The sequence below is a fragment of the Ornithinimicrobium cryptoxanthini genome (assembly GCF_023923205.1).
Taxonomy (GTDB): domain Bacteria; phylum Actinomycetota; class Actinomycetes; order Actinomycetales; family Dermatophilaceae; genus Ornithinicoccus; species Ornithinicoccus cryptoxanthini.
Genome location: NZ_CP099490.1, coordinates 385,658 through 408,264, shown reverse-complemented (window position 1 = coordinate 408,264; position 22,607 = coordinate 385,658). Strand labels below are relative to the sequence as shown.

Sequence of the window (22,607 nt, the reverse complement as noted above, 5' to 3'; positions counted from 1 at the left end):
GGGGTGGGCCCTTTGAGTCTGGAGCCGCCTGCCGGAATCGAACCGGCGACCTATTCATTACGAGTGAATCGCTCTAGCCGACTGAGCTAAGGCGGCGCGCACCGCTCACAGGGTGCCCAGGGAGGATAACCGATCGAGGACGGGCGGAGCGAATCAGCGTCGGTGCCCGGCACCTGGCACGCGCGGAGCGAGTCAGCGTCGCCCCTGGCCCGGGCACCTGGCGACGGATCAGCAGGACAGCCCGTCCTGCGGCACCGTCCCCTCGAGCAGGTAGGCGTCGACGGCATCGTCGATGCAGTCGTTCGACCGCCCGTAGGCCGTGTGACCGTCACCGTCGTAGGTGAGCAGGACCCCTGAGGACAGCGTGTCGGCCAGCGCCTCGGCCCACGCATAGGGCGTCGCCGGGTCGCGCGTCGTCCCGATCACCACGATCGGGGCGGCACCCTCGGCGCTGTAGTCGTCCAACACCGTCTGGGCGGTCTCGGGCCAGTAGGCACAGGCGCCCTCGCCGGCGAGGTACTTGCCGAACGTCGGCGCAACCTCCTCGAACTGACGCAGCACCTCGTCCTCATCGGGGTCGGGCTCGGCGGCGCGGTCGAGACAGTTCACCGCGGTGATGGCCTGCATCTTGTTGCTCTCGTAGATGCCGTCCGCCGTGCGGCCGACATAGATGTTGGCCAGGAACATCAGCATGGTGGCGTCTCCCTCCTGTGCGCTGCGCAGGGCGGTGGTCAAGATCGGCCAGGCGCCCTCGTCATACATCGCCACGATGACGCCGTACACCCCCCATCCCTCGGTCAGCTCACCGGCTGCGTCTCCCTCGAGCGGGATCGGGTTGGCATCGAGGTCAGCCAGGAACGCCCGCAGGCCCGCCATGCCCGAGTCGACGTCGTCGCCCAAGGGACAGTCACCGCTATCGACGCAGCTCTGGACATACTCTCGGGTCGCCTGCTCGAACCCCGCCGCCTGACCGAGCCCCCTGTCCAGCCTCGACATGGTCGGGTCGACGGCGCCGTCCAGGACGAAGCGCCCGACGTTGGCCGGGAACAGCTGGGCGTAGGTCGCTCCTATGAAGGTGCCGTAGGAAGCGCCCAGGTAGTCGAGCTGGTCCTCGTCGAGGGCCGCACGCAGCACGTCCATGTCGCGGGCGACCTCAACGGTCGACACGTGCCAGAGCAGCTCCCCCGCATTGGCCTCGCACGCCGCGACGAACTCCTTCACCAGCTCTTCGCTGGCGGCCTCCTCGGCAGCGTCGTCCGGGCTGGGGTCGGACCCGATGTAGTCATCCATCTGGGCGTCGTCGAAGCACTCGATCGGTGCCGAGCGCGCCACGCCGCGAGGGTCGAAGCCGACGATGTCGAACTGCTCTTGCACCTCACCGGAAACGACGAGTCCGGCCTGCTGCGCGTAGTCCACACCGGACACGCCGGGGCCACCGGGGTTGACCACGAGCGAACCCTGGCGGTCTCCTGCTGCAGCCACGCGCAGCAGGGCGAGCTCGATCGTCGCGCCGTCCGGCTCCTCGTAGTCGATCGGGACGCTCAGCGTCGCGCACTCGCCACCCTCACACTCCTGCCAGGCCAGCTCTTGCTCATAGAAGGTCTCGAGCCCCGCGGGGACCTCGCCGGCAGGGCCGGCAGACCCGCCCTCGGTGGGAGCACCGTTCCCGCCCCCGCCTGGAGCCTCGGACGAAGATCCGCCCTCGGGCGTCCCACCCTCTGGCGGCGCGCTGGTCGGAGCTCCGGTGCACCCGGCGGCGAGCAGACCGATCAGAGCCCCTCCGACGGTGAGCCTGCTCCACCAACCAACCCTGCGATCCGGTCCTGTCCTGCGCGCACTCATCGTCACCTGCACGGTCTGGTCCTCTTCCTTGATGATGCGCCCCACCCGTCTGATCACGCGCCCTGCCTCGCCGTGGGCAGGATCAACCCGACCATCATCGCCTCTAGCACCAGCAACGGCGAACCGTTGGCGATGAGCCGCTGTCGGGCGAGCCCGATGGTGTCGAGCGCCTGCAACAGCTGGTCGGGGCTGAAGGCCCTGGCGAGCTCGCGCAGCACCGGGACCTCGGTGGAGTTGATCGCCTCGATCCCGGCGCCGGTCCCGAGCACCAGCGCGTCGCGATAGACCGAGCTCAGGTCGGTCAGTGCCGCGTCGATCGTGTCGTGCTGACGGCGCCGGCTCAACCGCTTCTGACGCTCGTCAAACTCCTTCAGGTGCGTGCGTATGGCGGGGGGCTGGGTGCGCGCGGACGGGTCGGCCCCGAGCTGCCTGAGCAGCACCGCGCGAGCCTCGTCCGCCTCGTCGGCGGCGCTGCCCGTGGCGCCCTCTGTGGCAGCAGTGCTCAGCTCGTCCGCGGCGCTGAGCGCGGCGCCCAGGCTGGTCAGGCTCAGCGGGATCGAGGTGACCCGGTGGCGCCTGGTCCGGGCACCTTCGTCGAGAGCCAGCCGTCGGGCGATGCCGATGTGCGACTGGGCAGCGCGCGCAGCATAGTGCGCCATCGCGGCGTCGATCCCGTCCCGGCGCACCAGGAGCTCGGCGACAGCGTCCACCGGCGGGGTGCGCAGGCGCATGTGGCGGCAGCGGGACCGGATCGTCACCAGAATGTCTTCCAGCGAGGGGGCGCACAGCATCCAGACGGTGCGTGGGGGCGGCTCCTCCAGGCTCTTGAGCAACGCGTCGGCAGCCTGGTCGTTGAGGCGGTCGGCGTCCTCGATGATCAGCACTCGCCACCGGCCCACCGTCGGCCGGGACCCAGCAGCCAGCGCGAGGTCCCGGGCGCGTCCGACCCGGATGAACGTCTCGGAGGTCGCCTCGACGATCAGGTCGGCGTGGCTGCCCGCCAGCACGGTCCGACAGGCCTGGCACTCACCGCACCCCGGGACCCCGCCGCCCTCGCACTGCAGCGCGGCGGCGAAGGCCCGAGCGGCCTTGGACCGTCCAGACCCTGGCGGTCCGGTGAAGAGCCAGGCGTGGGTCATCGCAGCGGGGTTGGCGGCAGAGTGCTGCAGCTGCTCCACGAGGGGCTCCTGGCCGACGAGGTCGTCGAAGACACTCATCGCAGGGCCAGCCTGGCAAGGTCGGGGCGACGGGCCCCCAGCTCACGGCACACGGCCTCGTGCAGCTGGGCCGGGTCGGCCGCCGCATCGAGGACGAGATAGCGGTCGGTGTCCTGCGCGGCCAGCCGGAGGAAGCCCTGGCGCACCGCCTCGTGGAAGGTGTCGTCCTCGCGCTCCAGCCTGTCGTGCACTCCCCCACGGCGGGCGCGCCCCTGCGCGGCCGTCACGTCGAGCAGCACGGTCAGATCCGGGAGCAGCCCCTGCGTCGCCCACAGCGACAGGTCGCGCACGTCGTCATGGTGCAACGCCCTGGCCACCCCCTGATAGGCGATCGAGGAGTCGAGGTAGCGGTCGGTGAGCACGTCGGCGCCGCGGTCGAGCGCCGGCTGGATCACTGTGGCGACGTGGTGCGCGCGGTCGGCCGCAAAGAGCAGCGCCTCTGCCCGCGGGGCGACGTGGTCACCGTGCAACAGCACTTGGCGGATCGCCGCCCCCAGGTCGGTGCCGCCCGGCTCGCGGGTGAGCACCACCTCACGCCCCAGCTCCTCGAGCGCAGCGCCGAGCAGCCGCAGCTGGGTGGACTTGCCGGCGCCGTCGCCTCCCTCGAAGGAGACGAAGAGGCCAGCGTGCTGCGGCGTCGACGGGGGCGGGGTGATCGGCACACGCAGAGCCTAGGTGACCGGGCTGACAGGATCCGCCGCCACCCACAGGCACCGTGCGAGGCGACTCAGTCCAGCGGCTCGGTGAGGTTGCCCTCGCCCTTGAGCATGTCGAAGATCAGCGCCGTCTCGGCGTGCAGGACGCCGGGCCGGTTGGTCAGGTGGTCGAGGACGAAGTCGCGCAGGGCGTCCGCCGACTCACAGGCGACGTGCACAAAATAGTCGGTCGCGCCGCTGACGTGGTAGGCGCTCAGGACACCGGGGAGACGGGGCACCTCCTCACGGAACTGCTCGAAGTGGCTGCGCCGGTGACCACCGAACCGGACGGCGATCATGGCCTGCACCGGACGGCCCACCATGGCGGGGTCGATGTCGGCGTGGATGCCGCGGATCACACCACGCTCACGCAGGGAGCGCACCCGCACCAGGCAGGTGGACTCGGCCACACCCACCTCGCGGGCGAGCGTCGCGTTGGGCATCCGACCGTCCTTCTGGAGCAGCTCCACCAGGCGCCGGTCGGTGCGGTCAAGCGGGACGTTGGACTCGGGGTGAACCATCTTCGCCATGCCGCCATCCTACCGTGCGTATGTCGCAGAATCAGTAGTCATTCACCGACCTCATCGCAGGAGTTGAGGCATGTTGCCATTCTCACCGCAGATCATCCATCATAGAAGCACGGGCAACGGGGCCCACCGCTTGATCAAGGAGCAGCCATGTCATTCGACACCGACGCCGTGCACGCCGCACGCGAGGACCTGACCGCACTGGGCGCGCACGTGCCCCCGATCGACCTGTCCACGACCTATCCGGTCGGCAACGTCGAGACCGGCGGCGCGTCATACGAGAACCTAGCGACCGGAGGCACCCCTGCGGCGGGCGACTCACTGGTCTACCAACGTCTCTGGAACCCCACGGTCGGGCGCCTCGAGGAGGCTCTGGCCCGGCTCGAGGGCGCCGAGCAGGCGGTGGCCTTCGGCTCCGGCATGGCCGCCCTGTCCGCGACCCTGCTCGCCGCCGTCGCAGCCGGAAAGCCGCACGTCGTCGCCGTGCGGCCGCTCTATGGCGGCACGGACCACATCCTGGCGACGGGCCTGCTCGGCACGCGGGTGACCTGGGTCGAGGCCGATGGTGTCGCGGCGGCGATCGAGCCCGACACGGGCCTGGTCGTGGTGGAGACCCCGGCCAACCCCACCCTTGACCTGGTCGACCTCACCGCGCTGGTGCGCCAGGCCGGCGACGTGCCCGTGGTGGTGGACAACACCTTTGCCACCCCGGTGCTGCAACGGCCCCTTGAGCTCGGCGTCACGATCGTGCTCCACTCGGCCACCAAGTTCCTCGGTGGCCACGGCGACATCATGGCCGGCCTGGTCGCCACCAACGCCGAGTGGGCAGGGCGCATCCGGTCGATTCGCGCACTGACCGGTGGGCTGCTCCACCCGATGGCGGCCTATCAGGTGCACCGCGGGCTGCAGACGCTACCCGTGCGGGTGCGAGCCCAGCAGGACAACGCCCAGGTGGTGGCGCACTGGCTCACCAAGCAGGACGCGGTCTCCCAGGTCTTCCACCCCAGCATCGAGGGGTGCGACCCGCAAGGTCTGGTGGGCACCCAGATGAGTGGTGCGGGCTCGGTCCTGGCCTTCGCGGTGGAGTCGTATGCCGTGGCGGCGGCGGTCGCCCAGTCGTGCCGGCTGATCACCCACGCGGTCTCCCTGGGTGGGGTGGACAGCCTGATCCAGCACCCCGCCTCGTTGACCCACCGTCCGGTCGCGCCGGAGGCCCGCCCCGCCGCCTCTGTGCTGCGGCTCTCGGTCGGGCTCGAGGACCCGGCCGACATCGTCGCCGACCTGCGCCAGGCGTTCGCTGCCGCGACGGCGCAGGACGGTCCGGCGGGTCAGGGCAGCCAGGCGGGCCAGGACAGCCACGGCGCCTCCAGTCGGCACCTCCGCGAGCTGGTCGACCACAGCTGAGCACACCGCTTAGTCAACGCGGCTCGCGATGCTCGACCCAGCGCGGCCAGCGCGCGATGCTCGACCCGAGAAGGTGATCCCTAGCCCGACTTAGTTCGTCGGGTTGGGGGTCACCTTGTCGGGTTGGAGGTCACCTTCTCGGGTTGGGGTCACCTTGTCGGGCTCCACCGAACTGCTCAGCTTGAGGACTTCTTGGCCGTCGCCTTCTTGGCAGTGCTCTTCTTGGCAGTGCTCTTCCTGGTGGTCGCCTTCTTGGCCGTGCGCTTGCGCGTCGTGGGGCCCTTGGCCCGCTTGTCGGCGAGCAGCTCGAAGCCTCGCTCCGGGGTCACCGTCGCCGGGTCGTCATCCTTGCGCAGGGTGGCGTTGGTCTCGCCGTCAGTGACATAGGGGCCGAAGCGCCCCTCCTTGACCACGACCGGCTTGCCGCTGACCGGGTCCTCGCCCAGCTCCTTCAACGGAGGAGCTGCTGCGGCTCGGCCCCGCTGCTTGGGCTGGGCATAGATCGCCAGGGCCTCCTCCAGCGTGATCTCAAACAGCTGGGCCTCGGTGGTCAGGGAGCGCGAGTCCGTGCCCTTCTTCAGATAGGGACCGTAGCGACCGTTCTGCGCGGTGATCTCCTCGCCCTCTGCGTCGGCGCCCACCACGCGGGGCAGGCTGAGCAGCTTGAGCGCCGTCTCCAGGTCGATGCTGGCCAGCTCCATGTCCTTGAACAGGCTCGCCGTGCGCGGCTTGACCTTCGCCTTCTTGGCCGTCTTCTTGGCCGCCTTCTTGGCAGGCTTGGCCGGGGCCGGCGACCCGCCGTCCGGGCCGTCTGCACCAGCGGTGGCAGCACCGGGCTCGGGGTCCTCGGGCAGGACCTCGGTGACATAGGGCCCGTAGCGCCCGGCCTTGGCGACGATGTCGTGCCCGGTGACCGGGTCCTGCCCCAGCACGCGGCCGTCGTCGGCCGAGGCCTCGAGCAGCTCGCGCCCCTTCTCGGGCGTCATCTCATCCGGGGCGATCTCATCGGAGATCGTGGCCCGTCGCGGCGGGTCGTCGGTGCTCGCGGTGTCCTCGACATAGGGCCCGTAGCGGCCGACCCGCACCACGATGCCGTCACCGATCTCGATCGTCGACACCGCGCGCGCGTCGATCTCGCCGAGGTCGGTGACCAGGTCACGCAGACCCTCGGCACTCGAGGCCTCGTCCCCAAAATAGAACCGCTTGAGCCAGTCCACCCGCTGCTCGTCACCGCGCGCGATGCGGTCCAGGTCCTCCTCCATCGCGGCCGTGAAGTCATAGTCCACCAGCCGCGAGAAGTGCTCCTCGAGCAACCGGGTGACCGCGAACGCAAGCCAGGTCGGGATGAGCGCCGAGCCACGGGTGCGGACATAGCCGCGGTCCTGGATGGTCCCCACCGTCGCCGCATAGGTGGACGGGCGCCCGATGCCCTTCTCCTCCAGCGCCTTGACCAGCGTCGCCTCGGTGTAGCGCGCGGGCGGCGAGGTCTGGTGACCCTGTGCCTCGGCGCTGATGACGTCCAGACCGACACCCTCGCTGAGCTTGGGCAGCCGACGCTCCTGCTCCTCCGACGGGGCGCCGAAGCGGTCCTCGTCACGCCCCTCCTCATAGGCCGCCAGGAAGCCGCGGAAGGTGATGACGGTGCCGGACGCGCTGAACTGGGCCGTTTCGGCGCCGTGCCCGGTGGGCAGGGTCGCCACCAGCTTCACCGACGCCGTGGAACCCTTGGCGTCGGCCATCTGCGAGGCGACGGTGCGCTTCCAGATCAGCTCATAGAGCGCGAACTCCTGCCCGCGCAGCTCGCCGGCCACCTGCGCCGGCGTGCGGAACGAGTCGCCGGCAGGACGGATCGCCTCGTGCGCCTCCTGGGCGTTCTTGCTCTTTTTGCCATAGCGCCGCGGTGCATCCGAGACGAAGTCCGAGCCATAGAGGTCACGAGCCTGCGCCCGGGCTGCGCTGACCGCCGACTCCGACAGCGTGGTCGAGTCGGTGCGCATGTAGGTGATGTAGCCGTTCTCATAGAGCCGCTGGGCCGTCCGCATGGTCGACTGCGCGTTCATCCGCAGCTTGCGGCTCGACTCCTGCTGCAGCGTCGAGGTGGTGAACGGCGCGGACGGCCGCCGCGTGTAGGGCTTCTCCGAGACCTCGGTGACGACGACGTCTGCCTCGCGGGTGCCCTCGGCAATGCTGGTGGCGAGGGCGGCGTCCAGGTGCGCCAGGCCGGAGCTCTTGAGCTGGCCGCGGTCATCAAAGTCGCGCCCTGTGGCCACCTTGTTGCCGTCGACGCCGGTGAGCCGGGCCAGGAACGACTGACCGGTGTTGAGCGGGGCGAACTGCCCCTCGACATCCCAGTATGACGCGGACCGGAAGGCCATCCGCTCACGTTCGCGCTCGACCACCATGCGGGTCGCGACCGACTGGACGCGGCCGGCCGACAGCCCCTGCCGGACCTTGCGCCACAGCACGGGGCTGACCTCATAGCCATAGAGACGGTCCAGGACCCGGCGGGTCTCCTGGGCGTCGACGAGGTCGATGTCGATGTCACGGGTGTTGTGGACGGCCCGCTGGATCGCCTCTCGCGTGATCTCGTGGAAGACCATCCGCTTGACCGGGACCTTGGGCTGCAGCGCCTGCAGCAGGTGCCAGGCGATGGCCTCACCCTCGCGGTCCTCGTCCGTGGCCAGGTAGAGCTCGTCGGCCTCCTTCAGCTCGCGCTTGAGCTGAGCGACCTTCTTCTTCTTGTCCGCGTCGACGACGTAGTAGGGCTCGAAGTCGTCCTCGACGTTGATCGCGAACTTGCCGAACGGCCCCTTCTTCATCTCCGGGGGCAGCTCGCTGGGGTTGGGCAGGTCACGGATGTGCCCGATGCTCGCGTCGACCGTGTAGTCCGGCCCGAGATACTCACCAATGCTCTTGACCTTGCCTGGCGACTCGACGATCACCAGTTTGCGTCCACCTGCCACGGGATCTCCTTCTCACGGTTCCCGTGTGCCGCGGATTCGTCGCGACCTCGACACGGGGACTCGGGCGTCACGGTAGCCCATTTCGCGTCCACCACCGGAAGCAGTGCCCCGACCGGGCCACGACTGGTCCGGCGATCCACGGCCGCCTGCTCCGGCAGCTCAGCGAGCCTGGGAAGCGTGCGGCAGGCGAGCGTCGGGGGCATCGAGGAGCTGGGTGACAGTGTGCTCGGCGATCTCGGCGAAGACGGGGTCATCGGCCGACAGCGCCAGCGAGACCGCGGCGTGACACACCGCCCACGCCCGGGCCCGTTGCCACAGCGCCTCGTCGCGTCCGGCGAGCTCGGCATAGCGCACCACGAAAGCAGCCCGCCCTTCCCAGTCAAAGGTCTGCCAGGCGGTGGCGAGGTCGCAGGCGGGGTCACCGGCGCTCAGGTCACCGAAGTCGATCACCGCCGCGAGGTTGCCCCGGTGCACGACCTGGTTCAACGGGTGCAGGTCCCCGTGCACCCAGCTAGGGGGCCCCTGGTGGACCGGGGTGTTCAGCAGCCGGCCCCACAGCGCCGTCAGCTGGTCGGCCCGAGGGTCGCCACAGGCCGCCAACCGTTCCCGCGTGACCTCGTCCCGCTCGGCGAGCGGGACTGCGCGCACCGGATTGTGCGGAGCGCCGGGTGGCGCGGGCTGGTGCAGCTGGGCGGCGAAGCGTGCGAGCGTGCCCGCCCAGCGGCCCCGCCCGGCGACAGCGCTGCCGGCCGCGGGCCGACCCTCGACCCACCGCACGATCGACCAGGACCAGGGGAAGTATGCCGTGGGCCGGCCGTGGCGCACCGGCACCGGGAGCGGCAGGTCGACCAGACGGGAGATCTCGGGGAGCCACCGGTGTTCGTGGGCCACGAGGCGGGCCGCCAGCTCCCGTCGCGGGAGCCGCACCAGGAAGTGCTGACCGAGCCGGAACAGGGCGTTGTCCCAGCCCTCCCCGAGCGGACTGAGGGGTCGCCGCGCCAGGTCGGGATGCTGGTCGGCGAGCAGGCGCCGGACCAGGTCGAGATCGATCGTGACCTCGGGGCGCGGGCGGGGGCTCACGACGTGGAGGAGGCTGCGACCGTCGCCGGGCCGGCCCGCTCCGGACGCGGCGTGACCCACAGGTGGATGACACCCTCCACGACGACGGTGCCGTCGGCCCGCTCAGCACGCACCCGGACAGGGACCTCCGGATCGTCACCGGTCCACTGCTCGGGGTCGGTCTCGGCGATGCAGGTGACGTCAGAGTCCGCCTTCGCCGGATAGGCCACCTCCATCCCCTTGGGGATCCACCGCTTGTCCGCCGGGACCGTCGCCTCCGCGAGCGCGCCCATCGCGGCCTCGAGCCCGTTGCAGATGGCAATCACGTGCATGGTCCCGATGTGGTTCTGCACGCCCCAGCGCTTGCGGATCGTCAGCTCGACCCGGTGGGGCGCCAGCACCGTGAAGTGGGGACGCACGGTCGCAAAGTAGGGCGCCTTGAGACCGAACAGGAGGGAGAACGCCCTGCTGCCCATCGGCATACCGTCGAGCTTCTCCCAGAGGCGGAGGACCTGGCTCATCGCACTAGGCTACCCAGCCCTCGCCGGCTGTGTGGCGAGCATCACCAACCGCCGGGGAAGAAACCAGCCGGCCTCTTGCCTTGAACAGTTAGTTAATCGTTCAACTAATCACGGAGGTTCCCCATGGACGTAGTCGTCCTCATTGCCCGCGTCCTTTTCGTTGTCATCTTCCTCGCCTCAGGCATCGGCCACCTCAAGGCCACCGAGGCCATGGCCGGCTATGCCCAGTTCAAGAACGTGCCCGCACCCAAGCTCAGCACCATCGTGTCCGGTGTGCTGATGGTCGTCGGCGCCCTCTCGGTGCTCCTGGGCGTCTGGGGCGACCTGGGCTCGCTGCTGCTCCTGGTCGCCATCGCGCCGATCCCCTTCTTGATGCACCGCTACTGGAACGAGGAGGGTGAGGCCAAGGCCAACGAGCAGGTCCAGTTCAACAAGACCCTCTCGCTGGTCGGCGGCGCGCTCGCCCTGTTCGCGCTCTTCGTCCTCGTGCCCGACCTGGGCCTGACGATCACCGAGCCGCTCTTCACCGTCTGACCCCCAATTTCATAGGGGTTTCGTCGGCCACCCCCGCCTTTTGATAGCGGTTTCGTCGACTCACCCCGCCGCACGACAGCGGACCCACCGACGTCTTACAGCCGCTCGTGTATCTGGCAGCGTGCTACAACCGGCTCGAAGATACGGAGCAGGCTGTAAGACGGGACGGCGTCCGCGACAGCAGTGGCCCCGACCAGCACGGTCGGGGCCACTGCCGTGTGTCGCGTCAGGTTGTGGTCGTCAGCTCCTCGTCGACATCCACGACCGACCCGGCGAACTGCGACTGATAGAGCCGCGCATAGGCACCGCCGGCGGCCAGCAGCTCCGCGTGGGTGCCCTGCTCCACGATCCCGCCGTCCTCCATCACCAGGATCAGGTCCGCGTCCCGGATCGTCGAGAGCCGGTGGGCGATGACGAAGCTGGTGCGGTCGCTGCGCAGCGCGGCCATCGCGTGCTGCAGCAAGAGCTCGGTCCTGGTGTCCACCGACGACGTCGCCTCGTCCAGGATCAGCAGCGCCGGATCGGACAGGAAGGCCCGGGCGATGGTGATCAGCTGCTTCTCACCCGCGCTGACGTTGCCGCCCTCGGCGTCCAGGACGGTGTCATAGCCGTCGGGCAGGGTGCGCACGAAGCGGTCGACGTAGGTCGCTTCGGCGGCCTGCACGATCTCGGCCTCAGTCGCGTCCGGGCGGCCGTAGGCGATGTTCTCCCGGATGGTGCCCTGGAACAGCCAGGTGTCCTGGAGCACCATGCCGATCCGCGAGCGCAGGCCCCGACGGGTCAGGTCGGTGATGTCCAGCCCGTCGAGGGTGATCCGTCCACCGTCCAGCTCATAGAAGCGCATCAGCAGGTTGACCAGCGTCGTCTTGCCGGCGCCGGTCGGCCCCACGATCGCCACCGTCTGCCCGGGCTCGACGCTGAGATCGAGGTCGTGGATCAACGGCCGCTGGGGATCGTAGGAGAACGAGACGTCCTCAAACGCGACCTGACCGTGCGGGTTGTCAAGAGCGACCGGGCGGGCTGACTCCCGCTGCTGCTCGGGAGCATCGAGCACCTCGAAGACACGCTCGGCCGAGGCGACACCGGACTGCATCAGGTTGGCCATCGAGGCGACCTGGGTCAGCGGTTGGGTGAACTGGCGGGAGTACTGGATGAACGCCTGCACCTCCCCGAGGCTCATCGTGCCGGAGGCGACGCGCAGGCCGCCGAGGACGGCGATGACGACATAGTTCAGGTTCCCGACAAACATCATCGTCGGCATGATGATGCCGGAGACGAACTGGGCGCCGAAGCCGGCCTCGAACAGGTCGTTGTTGGACTTGTCGAAGGTGCGCCGACTCGCGTCCTGGCGACCAAACACCTTGATCAGCTCGTGCCCGGTGAAGGTCTCCTCCACGATCGAGTTGACCTCACCGGTGTGCTTCCACTGGCGCTTGAACTGCTTTTGCGCACGGCTGCCGATGACTGCGGTGACGACCACCGACACGGGGATGGTGATGAGCGCGACCAGCGCCAGCGTTGGCGACAGCACAAACATCATCACCACCATCGCGACGACGGTGAGCAGCGAGTTCAACAGCTGGCTCAGCGTCTGCTGCAGACTCTGCGAGACGTTGTCGATGTCGTTGGTGACGCGACTGAGCAGCTCCCCGCGCGGCTGCTTGTCAAAGTAGGGCAGCGGCAACCGGTTGAGCTTGTCCTCGACGTCGCGGCGCAGGTTGAAGATGGTGCGGTTGACGACGACCACCAGCAGGCGGGCCTGGATCCAGGAGAACGCGGAGGCGACCAGATAGATGCCGAGCACGAGCAGCAGGACCTGGGCGAGCGCCGCGAAGTCGACGCCCTGTCCCGGCACCAGGTAGTCCATCGCGGCGACCATGTCGGCCAGCGTGTCCTCCCCCTGGGCACGCAGCCCCCCGACCGCCTGCTCCTGGGTGACTCCCGCAGGCAGCTGCCTGCCGAAGAAGCCGGCAAAGATCAGGTCCGTCGCCCGGGCCAGGATGTAGGGGCCGATCGCGTTGAGCACCACCGCGATCGACGTCAGCACGACCACCGCGGTGACGGCGACCCGGTCTGGCCGCAGCAGCCCGATGAGCCGCTTGGCGCTGGTGCCGAAGTTTGCGGCCTTCTCGGTGGGAACGCCGATGCCGCCCCCGGGTCCGTGGTGGCTCCCCCGCGGTCCGCGGCGGGCCTCGGCGGCCTTCTCCTCGTCCGACTTGATCCCCTCGGTCATCACGCTACCTCCGCCACGGCCTGGGAGCTGACGATCTCCTGGTATGTCGTGCAGTCCAGCAGGAGCTCGTCGTGCGTCCCCACGCCGACCACCACGCCGTCCTCGAGGACCACGATCTGGTCGGCACCCAGGATCGTGGAGATCCGCTGGGCCACCACGATGACGGTGGCCTGGGCGGTCTCTGGCTCGAGCGCCGCGCGCAACCTGCGGTCGGTCGTCAGGTCGAGGGCCGAGAACGAGTCGTCAAACAGATAGATGTCAGGCCTGCGCACGAGCGCCCGGGCGATCGCCAGGCGCTGTCGCTGCCCACCAGAGACATTGCCGCCGCCCTGGGCGACCGCCGAGTCCAGGCCCTCGGGCATGGCCCGCACGAAGTCGTGGCCCTGCGCGATCCGCAGCGCCTCCCACAGCTGCTCCTCGGTCGCCTCGCCGTCGCCGTAGCGCAGGTTGTCGGCCACCGACCCGGTGAACAGATAGGGCTTCTGCGGCACCAGTCCGATCCGTCGCCAGACGCCGTCGAGTCGGGAGTCCCGCACGTCGACCCCGCCGATCAGGACCGCCCCGCCGGTCACGTCATACAGTCGCGGGATGAGGGAGAGCAGGGTGGACTTGCCGGCACCGGTCGAGCCGATGATCGCGGTGGTCTCGCCGGGCCGTGCGGTGAAGGTCACCCCGCGCAGGACCGGGACCTCGGCACCGGGGTAGTGGAACTGCACGTCGCGGAACTCGACGGCGACAGGCCCCTCGGGGATGGCGACCGGCTCATCCGTCTCGACCACGGTGCTGGTGGTGTCGAGCACCTCGACGATGCGACCGGCGGAGACCGCGGCTCGCGGGATCATCGTCGACATGAAGGTCGCCATCATCACCGACATGAGCACGAACATCAGGTAGGCCATGAAGGCGGTGAGGGAGCCGATCTGCATCTGACCGGCGTCGACGCGATAGGCGCCGAACCAGAGCACCGCGATCGTCGAGGCGTTGAAGATGAGCATCACGATGGGGAAGACGAAGGCCATCAGCTTGCCCACTGCGAGCGCGGTGCCGGTGTATTGCGTGTTGGCCTCGGCGAAGCGGGCCCGCTCGTGGTCCTCGCGCACGAAGGCGCGGACGACGCGGATGCCGGTAATCTGCTCGCGCAGGACCCTGTTGACCCAGTCGATCGACTTCTGCATCAGGGTGAACTGCGGGACCATCTGGCGGATGATCAGGCCGACGACGAGAGCGAGCAGCGGCACGGCGACCGCGATCAACCAGGAGAGACCGACGTCCTCGCGCAGCGCCATCACGATGCCGCCGATCATCATGATCGGCACGCCCACCATCAGGGTCAGGCCCATGAACAGGACGGTCTGCACCTGGGTGACGTCGTTGGTGGACCGCGAGATCAGGGTGGGCGCACCGAAGTGGCCGACCTCCTGCGCGCTGAATGAGGCGACCCGGTCAAAGATCGAGCCGCGCACGTCCCGGCCCACGGAGGCGGCCGTGCGGGAGGCGAGATAGGTCGCCACGATGGTGACGGCGACCTGCAGCAGCGAGACGCCGAGCATGATCGCGCCCAGCTCCAGGATCGGACGGGTCTGGCCGATCGCCACGCCCTCGTCGATGATCCGGCCGTTGAGGCTGGGCAGGAAGAGCGAGGCGATCGTGCTGACCAGCTGCAGCACCAGCAGCACCACGATGGGCCATCGGTAGGGCGCGAGATGAGCGCGCAGGAGTCTGATCAGCATCAGCGGGCCTTCCGGGTGCCGTCCAGCAGCACGTCGACGATGATGTCCGGGGCGAGCACGCTCCCCCGGGTCAGGATGGGGTGGCTGCCGGCGAAGGTGAGCAACCGGACGACCTCGATGAGCTGGGCCGGGGGCACGCGCAGCTGCTCCGCGTCCGGGGCGACGAGCGCCACCAGCTGGTCGATGACCTGCTGCTGCCACCCAGAGCCCCGGTCGTGCTTGTGTGTGTCGTGGCTGCGCCTGTCGTGGTCGGGCGGGTGCACCAGACCCATGGCGTGCAGCAGCTCGAACACCTCGAGATAGCGCGTCTGGATGATCGTCACGGCGGCGACCAGCCGCTCGCGCAGCAGCTGGTCGGGCTCGATCGCCGCCAGTGCCTCGATCAACGGCGTCGGCTCGAACGCCTGCTCCAGCGCCGCACCAATCAGGTCCTCCTTGGTGGCGAAGGCGCGGAACAACGTGCCCTCCGCAATTCCGGCGGCGTCGGCGATCTCCCGCGTGGTGGCCGACGGACCCTTGACCCGAAGGATGCCGAGAGCCGCCGTCACAATGACCGCGCGGCGCTGGTCGGGGGGCAGCGCCGGCGCGCGAGGAGACATGCCGAGGATCTTAGGTGGAGTGAGCACTCACTCACAAATGGTTTCTCGGCTGCAAGCCGCACCGGTTAGCCTCGTGAGGTTGCCCTGTCCCCGCCAGGAGACCTCATGCTGCCCACTCAGCGACTCCGCCCCGTCCTCGGTCTCACGCTGCTCGGCGTCCTCGTCGCCTGCTCGAGCGCACCCGAGACCGCCGACTCCCCAGGTGTCTCGGACGGTGAGTCGAGCACGCAGGACGACTCCCCCGACGAGCTGGCGACCGCCGAGCCGGACACGGCTGAGTCAGGAACTGCGGGGTCGAGCGCCGCCGACCAGTCCGGCGATACCGCGCCGGCCGGGCCGCAGGAGATCACCGCGCAGCTGCAGGCGGACGGGAGCGTCCTGGTGGAAGGCAGCCAGGCCTCGTTCCTGATGCCATCGGGCAACGTGGCGTGCGTGATCCGACCGGACAGCGTGGTGTGCCAGATCGACGGCAAGCAGTATGCCGCGAAGCAGGGTGATATCAACCCGGAGACTTTTGAGGGGTGCACCCCGGAGACAGCGGACGCGATGTCGGTCGGGGAGGGGACCGACCCGACCTGGGTGTGCCTGCCCTACGACATCCGGTCGGCGGCTGACGTGACGGCCGGAGGGGCCTGGGCCGGACCTGGTCTTGGCGCGACCGACGAGTTCGGCGACCAGACCGTGGCCGTGTTGCCCTATGGCACCACCCTGCGGCTGGGCGACATCTCCTGCCTGAGCGACCGGGCCGGGGTGGACTGCACCGACCTCACGACGGGACGCGGCTTCCAGCTGGCTCGCGAGGGTTACCAGTCGCACTGAGCCGACCCCCTGTCTCCGGCAGCTGTGATGTGCGACACAACTGCGACACAGTGGCGATAGAGATGCCTGCACTGGGCACCCGTGACTGCTCTGAATGACCCCTTCTCGAAGGCTCAGCCCCCCCGACTGGTTCGGACTCCGCGACACGAGCGCCCTTCGCCATAGGCCGACGCGGTCTCGATCGAAGGAGAACAGTTGTGAACACCCACCACAGGTCCCGGCTGCGAGCCGGACTGGCCGTCGGCAGCGTCGCACCGTTGCTCGGCCTGGCGATCGCCTCCTCCAGCGCGATGGCCATCGACCATGCCCCGACCACCGGCTACGCCCCGGTGGCCGTCAGCACCGGCACTGCCGCTGAGCTGGCGGCGGCGATGGCCAGCCCCTCGGTCACCGTGACCGGTGCCCGCTTCCAGACTCAGGCCGACCCTGTCACGGCGGGCGTCGGCGACACCGCGCTGACCGGCTTCCCCACCGACGGCAGCACGTTCGCCATCCTGTCCAACGGCGACGTCGCCGACATCCCCTTGCCGGGCACTTATGCGGGCACGGACCTCGGTGGTCCACCTGTCCGTGGAGTCGAGTTCGACGTGACCATCCTCGAGGTCGACCTCGACGTCCCCACCGGGAGCAACTGCCTGGCATTCGACGCCAGGTTCCTCACCGAGGACCACTGGATCACGTACGGGAGCCAGGATGCGTTCATCGCCGAGCTGGACACCTCGACCTGGACCACGTCTCTGATGGATACGCCGCCCTTCCTGCCGCTGGTCACTGCCCCGAACAACTTCGCGGACGCGCCCGACGGGCTGCCCAACGCCGGCAATCCGATCATGCCCGGAAGATGGATCGAGCTCGGCTGGAGCGCAGCGAACGGGGCAGGAACAGCATTCGATGGAGGGTCGGTCACGAGCGCCAATTTCGGTGTTGCCACGGACTTGCTGGTGGTCCAGACACCGATCACGGCGGGCGAGCACACCGTCCATTTTTCCATCTTTGACACCGTCGCCGACGATTCGGTCGTCTTCCTGGACAACCTGCGGCTGGCTCAGGTCGCAAACCCAGCCGCGGACTGCTCCGCGGGTGCCCGGGCCGTCACCCACGCCCTGGACCTGTCGCCCGACAGCGGCACCTCGCAGGTCGGCGCCGAGCACACGGTGACGGCCACCGTGACCGACGCCGCAGGCGCTCCCACCGCAGTGGGGACCCCCGTGGAGTTCACCGTCACCGGCGCCAATGCCAGCACTGCCACTGACACGACCGACGTTGACGGGACGGCCACGCTCACCTACACCGGGGCTACCGTGGGGACCGACACGATCAGAGCCTGCGTGCGCCCCAGCACGGACGGACCCTGCGCGGCACTCGACGACGTCACCTTCACCTGGACCGCGGCTCCTCCGCCTCCGGCCGTCGCGTTCAGCAGCGCGACCTACGCCGTCAGCGAGGCCGGCCCCACGGCCACCATCACCGCGACCCTGAGTGCCACCGGGTCAGCTGCCGTGACGGTGGACTACGCCACCACCGATGGCACGGCCACTGCGGGCAGCGACTACACCGCGGCCACAGGCACCCTTACCTTCGCGGCCGGTGACACAAGCGCGTCGTTCACCGTGCCGATCACCGACGACACCGACGACGAACCCGACGAGACCGTCCTCCTCAGCCTCACCAACCCGGTCGGTGCGACCCTCGGCACGCCAGCCAGCGCGACACTGACCATCACCGATAACGATCAGGGCGCCGCCGAGGAGGCGGAGCGGATCTTCGGCATCGACCGGTTTGGCACGGCTGCAGCGATCTCTGCCGCATGGGCGCCCGGTGTCGACGTGGTCTACCTGACCAGCGGGCTGACCTACCCCGACGCGATGCCGGCCGGTGCCCTGGGCGGGCTTCACGACAGCCCGGTGCTGCTCACCCGACCGGACAGCTTGCCCGATGCGACGAAGGCCGAGCTGACCCGGCTGGCACCGCAACGGATCGTGGTGCTGGGTGGTCCGGCGGCGGTGACGGAACCACTGATCGAGGAACTGAGGGGCTACGCCCAGGCGGACACAGCCGACGAGGTCACGCGGCTGGCCGGACCCGACCGCTACGCCACCGCTGCCGCCGCCGCGATGACCTACCCGACCGGGGTCCAGGTCGCCTTTGTCGCTGCGGGCACCGACTTCCCGGACGCCATAGCGGGTGCCTCCCGCGCCGGAGCTCTCGACGCCCCGGTGCTGTTGACCCGTCCAGGGGACCTGCCCGCAAGCACCGCCGCAGCGCTGACCCACCTGAACCCGGCCAACATCGTGGTCCTCGGCGGACCGGGCGCGGTCTCCGACACAGTGCTGACCGCACTCGGTGACTTCACGGACGGCACGGTCACCCGGGTCGCCGGACCGGACCGCTACGGCACCGCCGCAGCCATCGCGGGCGCCCATGCCCCAGGGGTGGCGGCGGTGTTCATCGCTTCCGGTGCGGAGTATGCCGACGCGCTGGCCGGTGCGCCGCTCATCGCCGCGCTGGACAGTCCGATCCTGCTGACCCGGCAGGCGTCGCTGCCGACGGCAACCATCGCCGAGCTCGAGCGACTGAACCCGGCGCAGATCATCGTCCTAGGCGGCGACGAGACGATCTCGGAGGCGGTCCGCACGGCCCTCAGGAGCTACATCGGCTAGGGCGTGTCTCCCAAAGGTTGGGACGCTGCGGGTGCGTCACGAACTACATTGCTAAGCGACGACCAGTGGGAGTTGATCGAGCCGTTGGTGCCGCGCTCGGACGGGCGGAGAGGTCGGCCCTACCGCTACCAGGCCGGGATCGCCTGGCGTGACTTGCCCGAGCGCTTCGGGCCGTGGCAGACGGTATCGAACCCCCACCGCCGTTTCAGCGGCGACGGCACGTGGGACGCCATCTTGACGCTGCTGCTCGCCGAGGCCGACGCGGCCGGGTTGATCGACTGGGAGGTCTCGGTCGACTCCACGGTCAACCGGGCTCACCAGCACGCTACGAACCTGCCCCGGGATACAGGGGGATCTGTCGAACTACACGAATTTGCGCGAGGAGCCGCCTGATCACGCTGTCGGACGCTCCCGCGGCGGGCTCTCGACGAGGATCCATCACCTGTGCGACGGGAACATGCGTCCGCTGGTGATGCTCTTGGGGCCAGGGCGGGGACTCCCCGATGTTCGAGCACGTCATGAAGTCGCTGAGCGTGCCCCGCGTCTGCCCTGGTCGGCCGCGGATCACGCCGGTGCGGGCGCTGGGCGATAAGGCTTACTCCTCGCGGCCAACCGCCAGTTCCTGCGCCAGCGCGGCATCCAGGCTGTGATCCCCGAACGCTCAGATCAGATCGCCAACCGTCAACGCCGCGGGTCCAAGGGCGGGCGACCGGTCAGCTACGACACCGAGGCCTACAAGCGGCGCAACGTCGTCGAGCGCTCCTTCAACATCTTCAAGCAGTGGCGCGCCCTGGCACCCGCTACGACAAGCTCGCCCTGACCTACCGGGGTGGAGTCGTCCTCCGTGCCATCACGATCTGGCTCCGCGCGCTACGGTAGATGGCATTGAGGTAACTGGGGCCGCGAGCATCCGGAGACCGTGGAGGTGGTCAGGCATGACAGGGCCCAGCACCGTTCAGCCGCGTGTAGGTGACTCGCAGTTCACTGTTGGTATAGCGCTGGTAGCTGTGCTCGCCATCCCTGTCGGCCTCGGCCTCTCCATCTTCGGGTTCTTCGGCTGGTGCGTCGGTCCCTTAGTCTTTATCGCTGGCCTTGTCGGGCAACGCCTGCGCCGCGGATGGGCATCCTGGGCGATCTGGATCGGCGTCGGGCTGACTCTGGGAGCGTTGACATACATCACCATGGGTTTGCTTACTCCCGATGGCCCGTCATCCGACGGCACTACACCGCCACACGCAACGTCGGGACCACCGTCAGGACCATAGGGAGACACGCCCTAGGCAACTCCCCTCGATCAGCGCAGGAATCCGTCGGCCACCAGCTCGCGCAGCAGCGGCAGCACCCCAGCGGTCAGGTCAGCCACGGGCTGGTCGGTCAGGACCGCGATGCCGCTCAGGATCTGTCGCGCGGTGAGGTCACCATCGCTCGCGCCCACGAGGCCAGCGGCAATGGTGTCGAGTCGCACCGTGCGACGCAAACCGGCGCCCTGTCGCAGCTGAATGACCATGGGGTCCGGGTCACCCGGGCGGCCGATCCGCTCCTCGGTCACGTCGTCCGGGACCGACCAGGGTGTCTCCAGGAGCTCGTCGTCGGTGTGCTCCGCAAGCCAGGTCCGGGCAGCCAGGCCTGCGAGCACGGCCGGTCCGCTCGGGTGGGCGACCGGCGTGGCCCAGTCCTTCAGGGCCAGGAACGGCTCACGGTCGGTCACGGGGCGCTGCAACGTGATGATGCCGAACCCGATGCGATCGATCCCGCGAGCCGCGAAGTCGTCCAGCCAGGCGGCATACAGGTCGTCAAACTCAGCCGTGCCGGGTCGGTGACCTCCGTCGCGGGCCCAGGTCTCGGCATACTCGGCGGTGTCCTGGGTCTCCCGCTGGATCACCCAGGCGTCCAGGCCGGTCCCGTCGAGCCAGCCGCCGACCCGGTCGGACCATTCCTCGCCCGAGCCCAGCTCCCAGTTGCCGAGCAGCTGTGCGATGCCTCCGGGCGCGAGGACGCTCGCGAGATCTCGGACCAGACCGGCAACGATGGTGTCACCGGCGGCGCCTCCGTCGCGATAGTCGAACAGCGGCACGTCAGGACGCCGCGGGGTGATCACGAACGGTGGGTTGGACACGACCAGGTCAAACGTCTCCCCTGAGACCGGCTCCAGCAGCGACCCCTGCCGCAGGTCGAGGTCGACGCCGTTCAGGCCCGCATTGAACCGGGCATAACCCAGGGCGCGCGAGGACAGGTCAGTCGCCACGATGCGGTCGACGTGACCAGAGAGGTGCAACGCCTGCACCCCGCACCCCGTCCCCAGGTCGAGGGCGCGGGCGACTCGCGGACGCGGGGTCCACGAGGCGAGCGTCGTCGAGGCGCCGCCAATGCCCAGGACGTGATCGGTCGGCAGCGCGTGCCCCAGGACGGTCTCGGACAGGTCGGACGCGAGCCACCAGTCGTGCCGCTCATCGCCATAGGGCCGCAGGTCGCAGATAGCCCTCAACGACGGCGCCGAAGACGCCGATGCGGTCGGGGCCGCAGACCGGGCGATCCCCAGATCGACCAGGCCGCTGGCGCCCGTGCGGGGCAGCGCGGCCTCAAGGTGAGCCTCAGGCTCGACGAGACCAAGCACGAGCAGCCGGACGAGGGACGCCGCCGGGTCGTCGCTGCGCTCGAGAGCCCGCAGCGCCGGAAGTGGCTGGTCACGGTGGAGTGCCGCTGATGCCACGGCACCGAGCAGCTCGCCGAGGTGACCCGTTGTGAAGCGGGCCTGGGCCAGGTCGGCTCTGAGGTCTTCGAGCTGCTCCGCCGTCCCCGCGGGTGCAGCGTGCTCACTGCGCGAGGTCACCAGTCCCACTCAAAGCCGACGACACAGTCCTCGGTCGGTGTCAGGAAATGGTGGACGGCCTGCTCGTCATCGAGCTCGACGACCGTGGTCACCACCTCGTGCCGGCCACGGTGCCGCCAGCGCACCGACGTCGGTGTCGCCGCCGGGTCGAACTGCACCCGGAGGGAGACACCGCCCGAACTGGCCCGCAGGCTCCTGACGAAGTGAGTGGCTCTCGGCCCGCCGGCCGGGTAGGTCGCCTGAGTCTCGAGCGCGGTCAGGCCGCCGGCACGGACCGGTTCGACGAGCTGGATGTCCAGGACGTAGCGGCCGGGTGTGCGGTCGGGCACCGGCGCTCCGGCGCTGCCACCACGCAGCACAACTACCTGCACTTCGCTGGTGTCGAACCGGTAGCTGACGTGGTCGAGGTCGCGCACAGCCTGGAGGACGTGCACCAGACGATGCTCCCGGCGGCACCGATCCGGCCCGACCGAGTAGGTCTCGATGAGTGACTGGGTCCGGTAGTTGGCCCGCAGGTCGGACTCCGCCTGGGAGACCGCCGGGAGCGGCGGGACGGCACTGACCTGCCGTGGGGAGTCGGCCTGTTCGGCGAGGTCCTCCTGGAGGGCCCCCCACAGCGTGGTCTCATGCGGCTCGGTCATCTCGAAGGACCGGATGAACCACTGCAGAGACTGGTGCGAGATGCCGCGCCCGGACAGTCCGCGGGCGACGATGTCCTTGAGCTTGCGTGGCAGGTCTTCCGTGGACTCGTCGACCTCGCCGGTGTCCCAGAGGTGGTGTGCGATGACGCGCGCCACCGCACCCTGGTGTGGTTCGGACTCACCGGACCGGACCACGTGGGCGCGCCAATGGCGGCGATAGCCCGGTTGCTCGGTCAGCAGCGCTCGCAGCAGGTCAGCAGTGCGTCCGGCCCGACGGAGCTGCTCCGCCGGGCCGGACGACTGTGCGCTGTTGATCATGAGCCTCAGCTACTA

The 22,607-nt window shown here is 69.3% G+C and carries 16 protein-coding genes, 1 tRNA gene and 1 pseudogene; 5 read left to right on the top strand and 13 right to left on the bottom strand.

Annotated features, from left to right (window positions below):
• Positions 1-19: 19 nt before the first annotated feature.
• From NF557_RS01900 to NF557_RS01880, 5 genes are all read right to left on the bottom strand, one after another.
• Positions 20-96 (bottom strand) — tRNA-Thr (locus tag NF557_RS01900).
• Between the two features lie 132 nt (positions 97-228).
• Complete coding sequence (locus tag NF557_RS01895; RefSeq protein ID WP_252621414.1) at positions 229-1,899, bottom strand: alpha/beta hydrolase; 1,671 nt, start codon at positions 1,897-1,899, stop codon at positions 229-231.
• Complete coding sequence (locus NF557_RS01890; protein ID WP_252621413.1) at positions 1,896-3,059, bottom strand: DNA polymerase III subunit delta'; 1,164 nt, start codon at positions 3,057-3,059, stop codon at positions 1,896-1,898. Before NF557_RS01890 ends, NF557_RS01895 begins: the two co-directional genes overlap by 4 nt.
• On the bottom strand, positions 3,056-3,721 hold the full coding sequence (gene tmk / locus NF557_RS01885; RefSeq protein WP_252621412.1) for a dTMP kinase: 666 nt from the start codon (positions 3,719-3,721) through the stop codon (positions 3,056-3,058). The genes NF557_RS01890 and tmk overlap by 4 nt, the downstream gene beginning before the upstream one ends.
• A 65-nt stretch (positions 3,722-3,786) precedes the next feature.
• Complete coding sequence (locus NF557_RS01880) at positions 3,787-4,284, bottom strand: Lrp/AsnC family transcriptional regulator (RefSeq protein WP_252621411.1); 498 nt, start codon at positions 4,282-4,284, stop codon at positions 3,787-3,789.
• 147 nt (positions 4,285-4,431) lie between these two features.
• Here NF557_RS01880 and NF557_RS01875 point away from each other — a divergent pair, with 147 nt between their 5' ends.
• Complete coding sequence (locus tag NF557_RS01875) at positions 4,432-5,685, top strand: trans-sulfuration enzyme family protein (protein WP_252621410.1); 1,254 nt, start codon at positions 4,432-4,434, stop codon at positions 5,683-5,685.
• A gap of 176 nt (positions 5,686-5,861) precedes the next feature.
• Here the strand turns inward: NF557_RS01875 and topA are convergent, their stop codons facing one another.
• From topA to NF557_RS01860, 3 genes are all read right to left on the bottom strand, one after another.
• Positions 5,862-8,648: a type I DNA topoisomerase gene (topA, locus tag NF557_RS01870; RefSeq protein WP_252621409.1), complete on the bottom strand. Its 2,787-nt coding sequence runs from the start codon at positions 8,646-8,648 to the stop codon at positions 5,862-5,864.
• A gap of 159 nt (positions 8,649-8,807) precedes the next feature.
• Positions 8,808-9,728 carry an aminoglycoside phosphotransferase family protein gene (locus NF557_RS01865; RefSeq protein ID WP_252621408.1) on the bottom strand — a complete coding sequence of 307 codons (921 nt, stop codon included), beginning with the start codon at positions 9,726-9,728 and terminating at the stop codon, positions 8,808-8,810.
• Complete coding sequence (locus tag NF557_RS01860) at positions 9,725-10,228, bottom strand: hotdog fold domain-containing protein (protein ID WP_252621407.1); 504 nt, start codon at positions 10,226-10,228, stop codon at positions 9,725-9,727. Before NF557_RS01860 ends, NF557_RS01865 begins: the two co-directional genes overlap by 4 nt.
• Positions 10,229-10,351: 123 nt before the next feature.
• On the opposite strand from NF557_RS01860, the gene NF557_RS01855 reads away from it, so the two are divergent.
• Complete coding sequence (locus tag NF557_RS01855; RefSeq protein ID WP_252621406.1) at positions 10,352-10,762, top strand: DoxX family protein; 411 nt, start codon at positions 10,352-10,354, stop codon at positions 10,760-10,762.
• 226 nt (positions 10,763-10,988) lie between these two features.
• Here the strand turns inward: NF557_RS01855 and NF557_RS01850 are convergent, their stop codons facing one another.
• Genes NF557_RS01850 through NF557_RS01840 form a run of 3 tightly spaced genes read right to left on the bottom strand, consistent with a single transcriptional unit; the run spans position 10,989 to position 15,324 of the window.
• Entirely contained in the window at positions 10,989-12,995 is a 2,007-nt protein-coding gene (locus tag NF557_RS01850) for an ABC transporter ATP-binding protein (protein WP_252621405.1), read from the bottom strand.
• A complete protein-coding gene (locus NF557_RS01845; RefSeq protein ID WP_252621404.1) occupies positions 12,995-14,725 on the bottom strand; it encodes an ABC transporter ATP-binding protein in 1,731 nt (576 codons plus the stop codon). The genes NF557_RS01850 and NF557_RS01845 overlap by 1 nt, the downstream gene beginning before the upstream one ends.
• Positions 14,725-15,324 carry a TetR/AcrR family transcriptional regulator gene (locus NF557_RS01840; protein ID WP_252621403.1) on the bottom strand — a complete coding sequence of 200 codons (600 nt, stop codon included), beginning with the start codon at positions 15,322-15,324 and terminating at the stop codon, positions 14,725-14,727. The genes NF557_RS01845 and NF557_RS01840 overlap by 1 nt, the downstream gene beginning before the upstream one ends.
• Positions 15,325-15,429: 105 nt before the next feature.
• Here NF557_RS01840 and NF557_RS01835 point away from each other — a divergent pair, with 105 nt between their 5' ends.
• The 3 genes and pseudogenes from NF557_RS01835 (at position 15,430) to NF557_RS01825 (ending at position 19,682) form a co-directional block, all read left to right on the top strand.
• The gene (locus NF557_RS01835; RefSeq protein WP_252621402.1) at positions 15,430-16,143 is read left to right on the top strand and encodes a hypothetical protein; all 714 of its coding nucleotides are present in this window, start codon (positions 15,430-15,432) and stop codon (positions 16,141-16,143) included.
• Between the two features lie 197 nt (positions 16,144-16,340).
• Positions 16,341-18,803, top strand: coding sequence for a cell wall-binding repeat-containing protein (locus NF557_RS01830; RefSeq protein WP_252621401.1), 2,463 nt, complete (start codon positions 16,341-16,343; stop codon positions 18,801-18,803).
• Positions 18,804-18,806: 3 nt separating this feature from the next.
• Positions 18,807-19,682, top strand: a pseudogene (locus NF557_RS01825) (IS5 family transposase).
• Positions 19,683-20,097: 415 nt separating this feature from the next.
• Here NF557_RS01825 and NF557_RS01820 read toward each other — a convergent pair.
• Together NF557_RS01820 and NF557_RS01815 are read right to left on the bottom strand one after the other, a co-directional pair.
• On the bottom strand, positions 20,098-21,633 hold the full coding sequence (locus NF557_RS01820; protein ID WP_252621400.1) for a DUF7059 domain-containing protein: 1,536 nt from the start codon (positions 21,631-21,633) through the stop codon (positions 20,098-20,100).
• On the bottom strand, positions 21,630-22,592 hold the full coding sequence (locus NF557_RS01815) for a hypothetical protein (protein WP_252621399.1): 963 nt from the start codon (positions 22,590-22,592) through the stop codon (positions 21,630-21,632). Before NF557_RS01815 ends, NF557_RS01820 begins: the two co-directional genes overlap by 4 nt.
• Positions 22,593-22,607 lie beyond the last annotated feature (15 nt).

Excerpts from the sequence above, each read along its gene's own strand:
- NF557_RS01890 (WP_252621413.1), bottom strand. The coding sequence starts at position 3,059 with ATGAGTGTCTTCGACGACCTCGTCGGCCAGGAGCCCCTCGTGGAGCAG.
- NF557_RS01880 (WP_252621411.1), bottom strand. The coding sequence starts at position 4,284 with ATGGCGAAGATGGTTCACCCCGAGTCCAACGTCCCGCTTGACCGCACC.
- NF557_RS01875 (WP_252621410.1), top strand. The coding sequence starts at position 4,432 with ATGTCATTCGACACCGACGCCGTGCACGCCGCACGCGAGGACCTGACC.
- NF557_RS01860 (WP_252621407.1), bottom strand. The coding sequence starts at position 10,228 with ATGAGCCAGGTCCTCCGCCTCTGGGAGAAGCTCGACGGTATGCCGATG.
- NF557_RS01855 (WP_252621406.1), top strand. The coding sequence starts at position 10,352 with ATGGACGTAGTCGTCCTCATTGCCCGCGTCCTTTTCGTTGTCATCTTC.
- NF557_RS01850 (WP_252621405.1), bottom strand. The coding sequence starts at position 12,995 with ATGACCGAGGGGATCAAGTCGGACGAGGAGAAGGCCGCCGAGGCCCGC.
- NF557_RS01845 (WP_252621404.1), bottom strand. The coding sequence starts at position 14,725 with ATGCTGATCAGACTCCTGCGCGCTCATCTCGCGCCCTACCGATGGCCC.
- NF557_RS01840 (WP_252621403.1), bottom strand. The coding sequence starts at position 15,324 with ATGTCTCCTCGCGCGCCGGCGCTGCCCCCCGACCAGCGCCGCGCGGTC.
- NF557_RS01835 (WP_252621402.1), top strand. The coding sequence starts at position 15,430 with ATGCTGCCCACTCAGCGACTCCGCCCCGTCCTCGGTCTCACGCTGCTC.
- NF557_RS01815 (WP_252621399.1), bottom strand. The coding sequence starts at position 22,592 with ATGATCAACAGCGCACAGTCGTCCGGCCCGGCGGAGCAGCTCCGTCGG.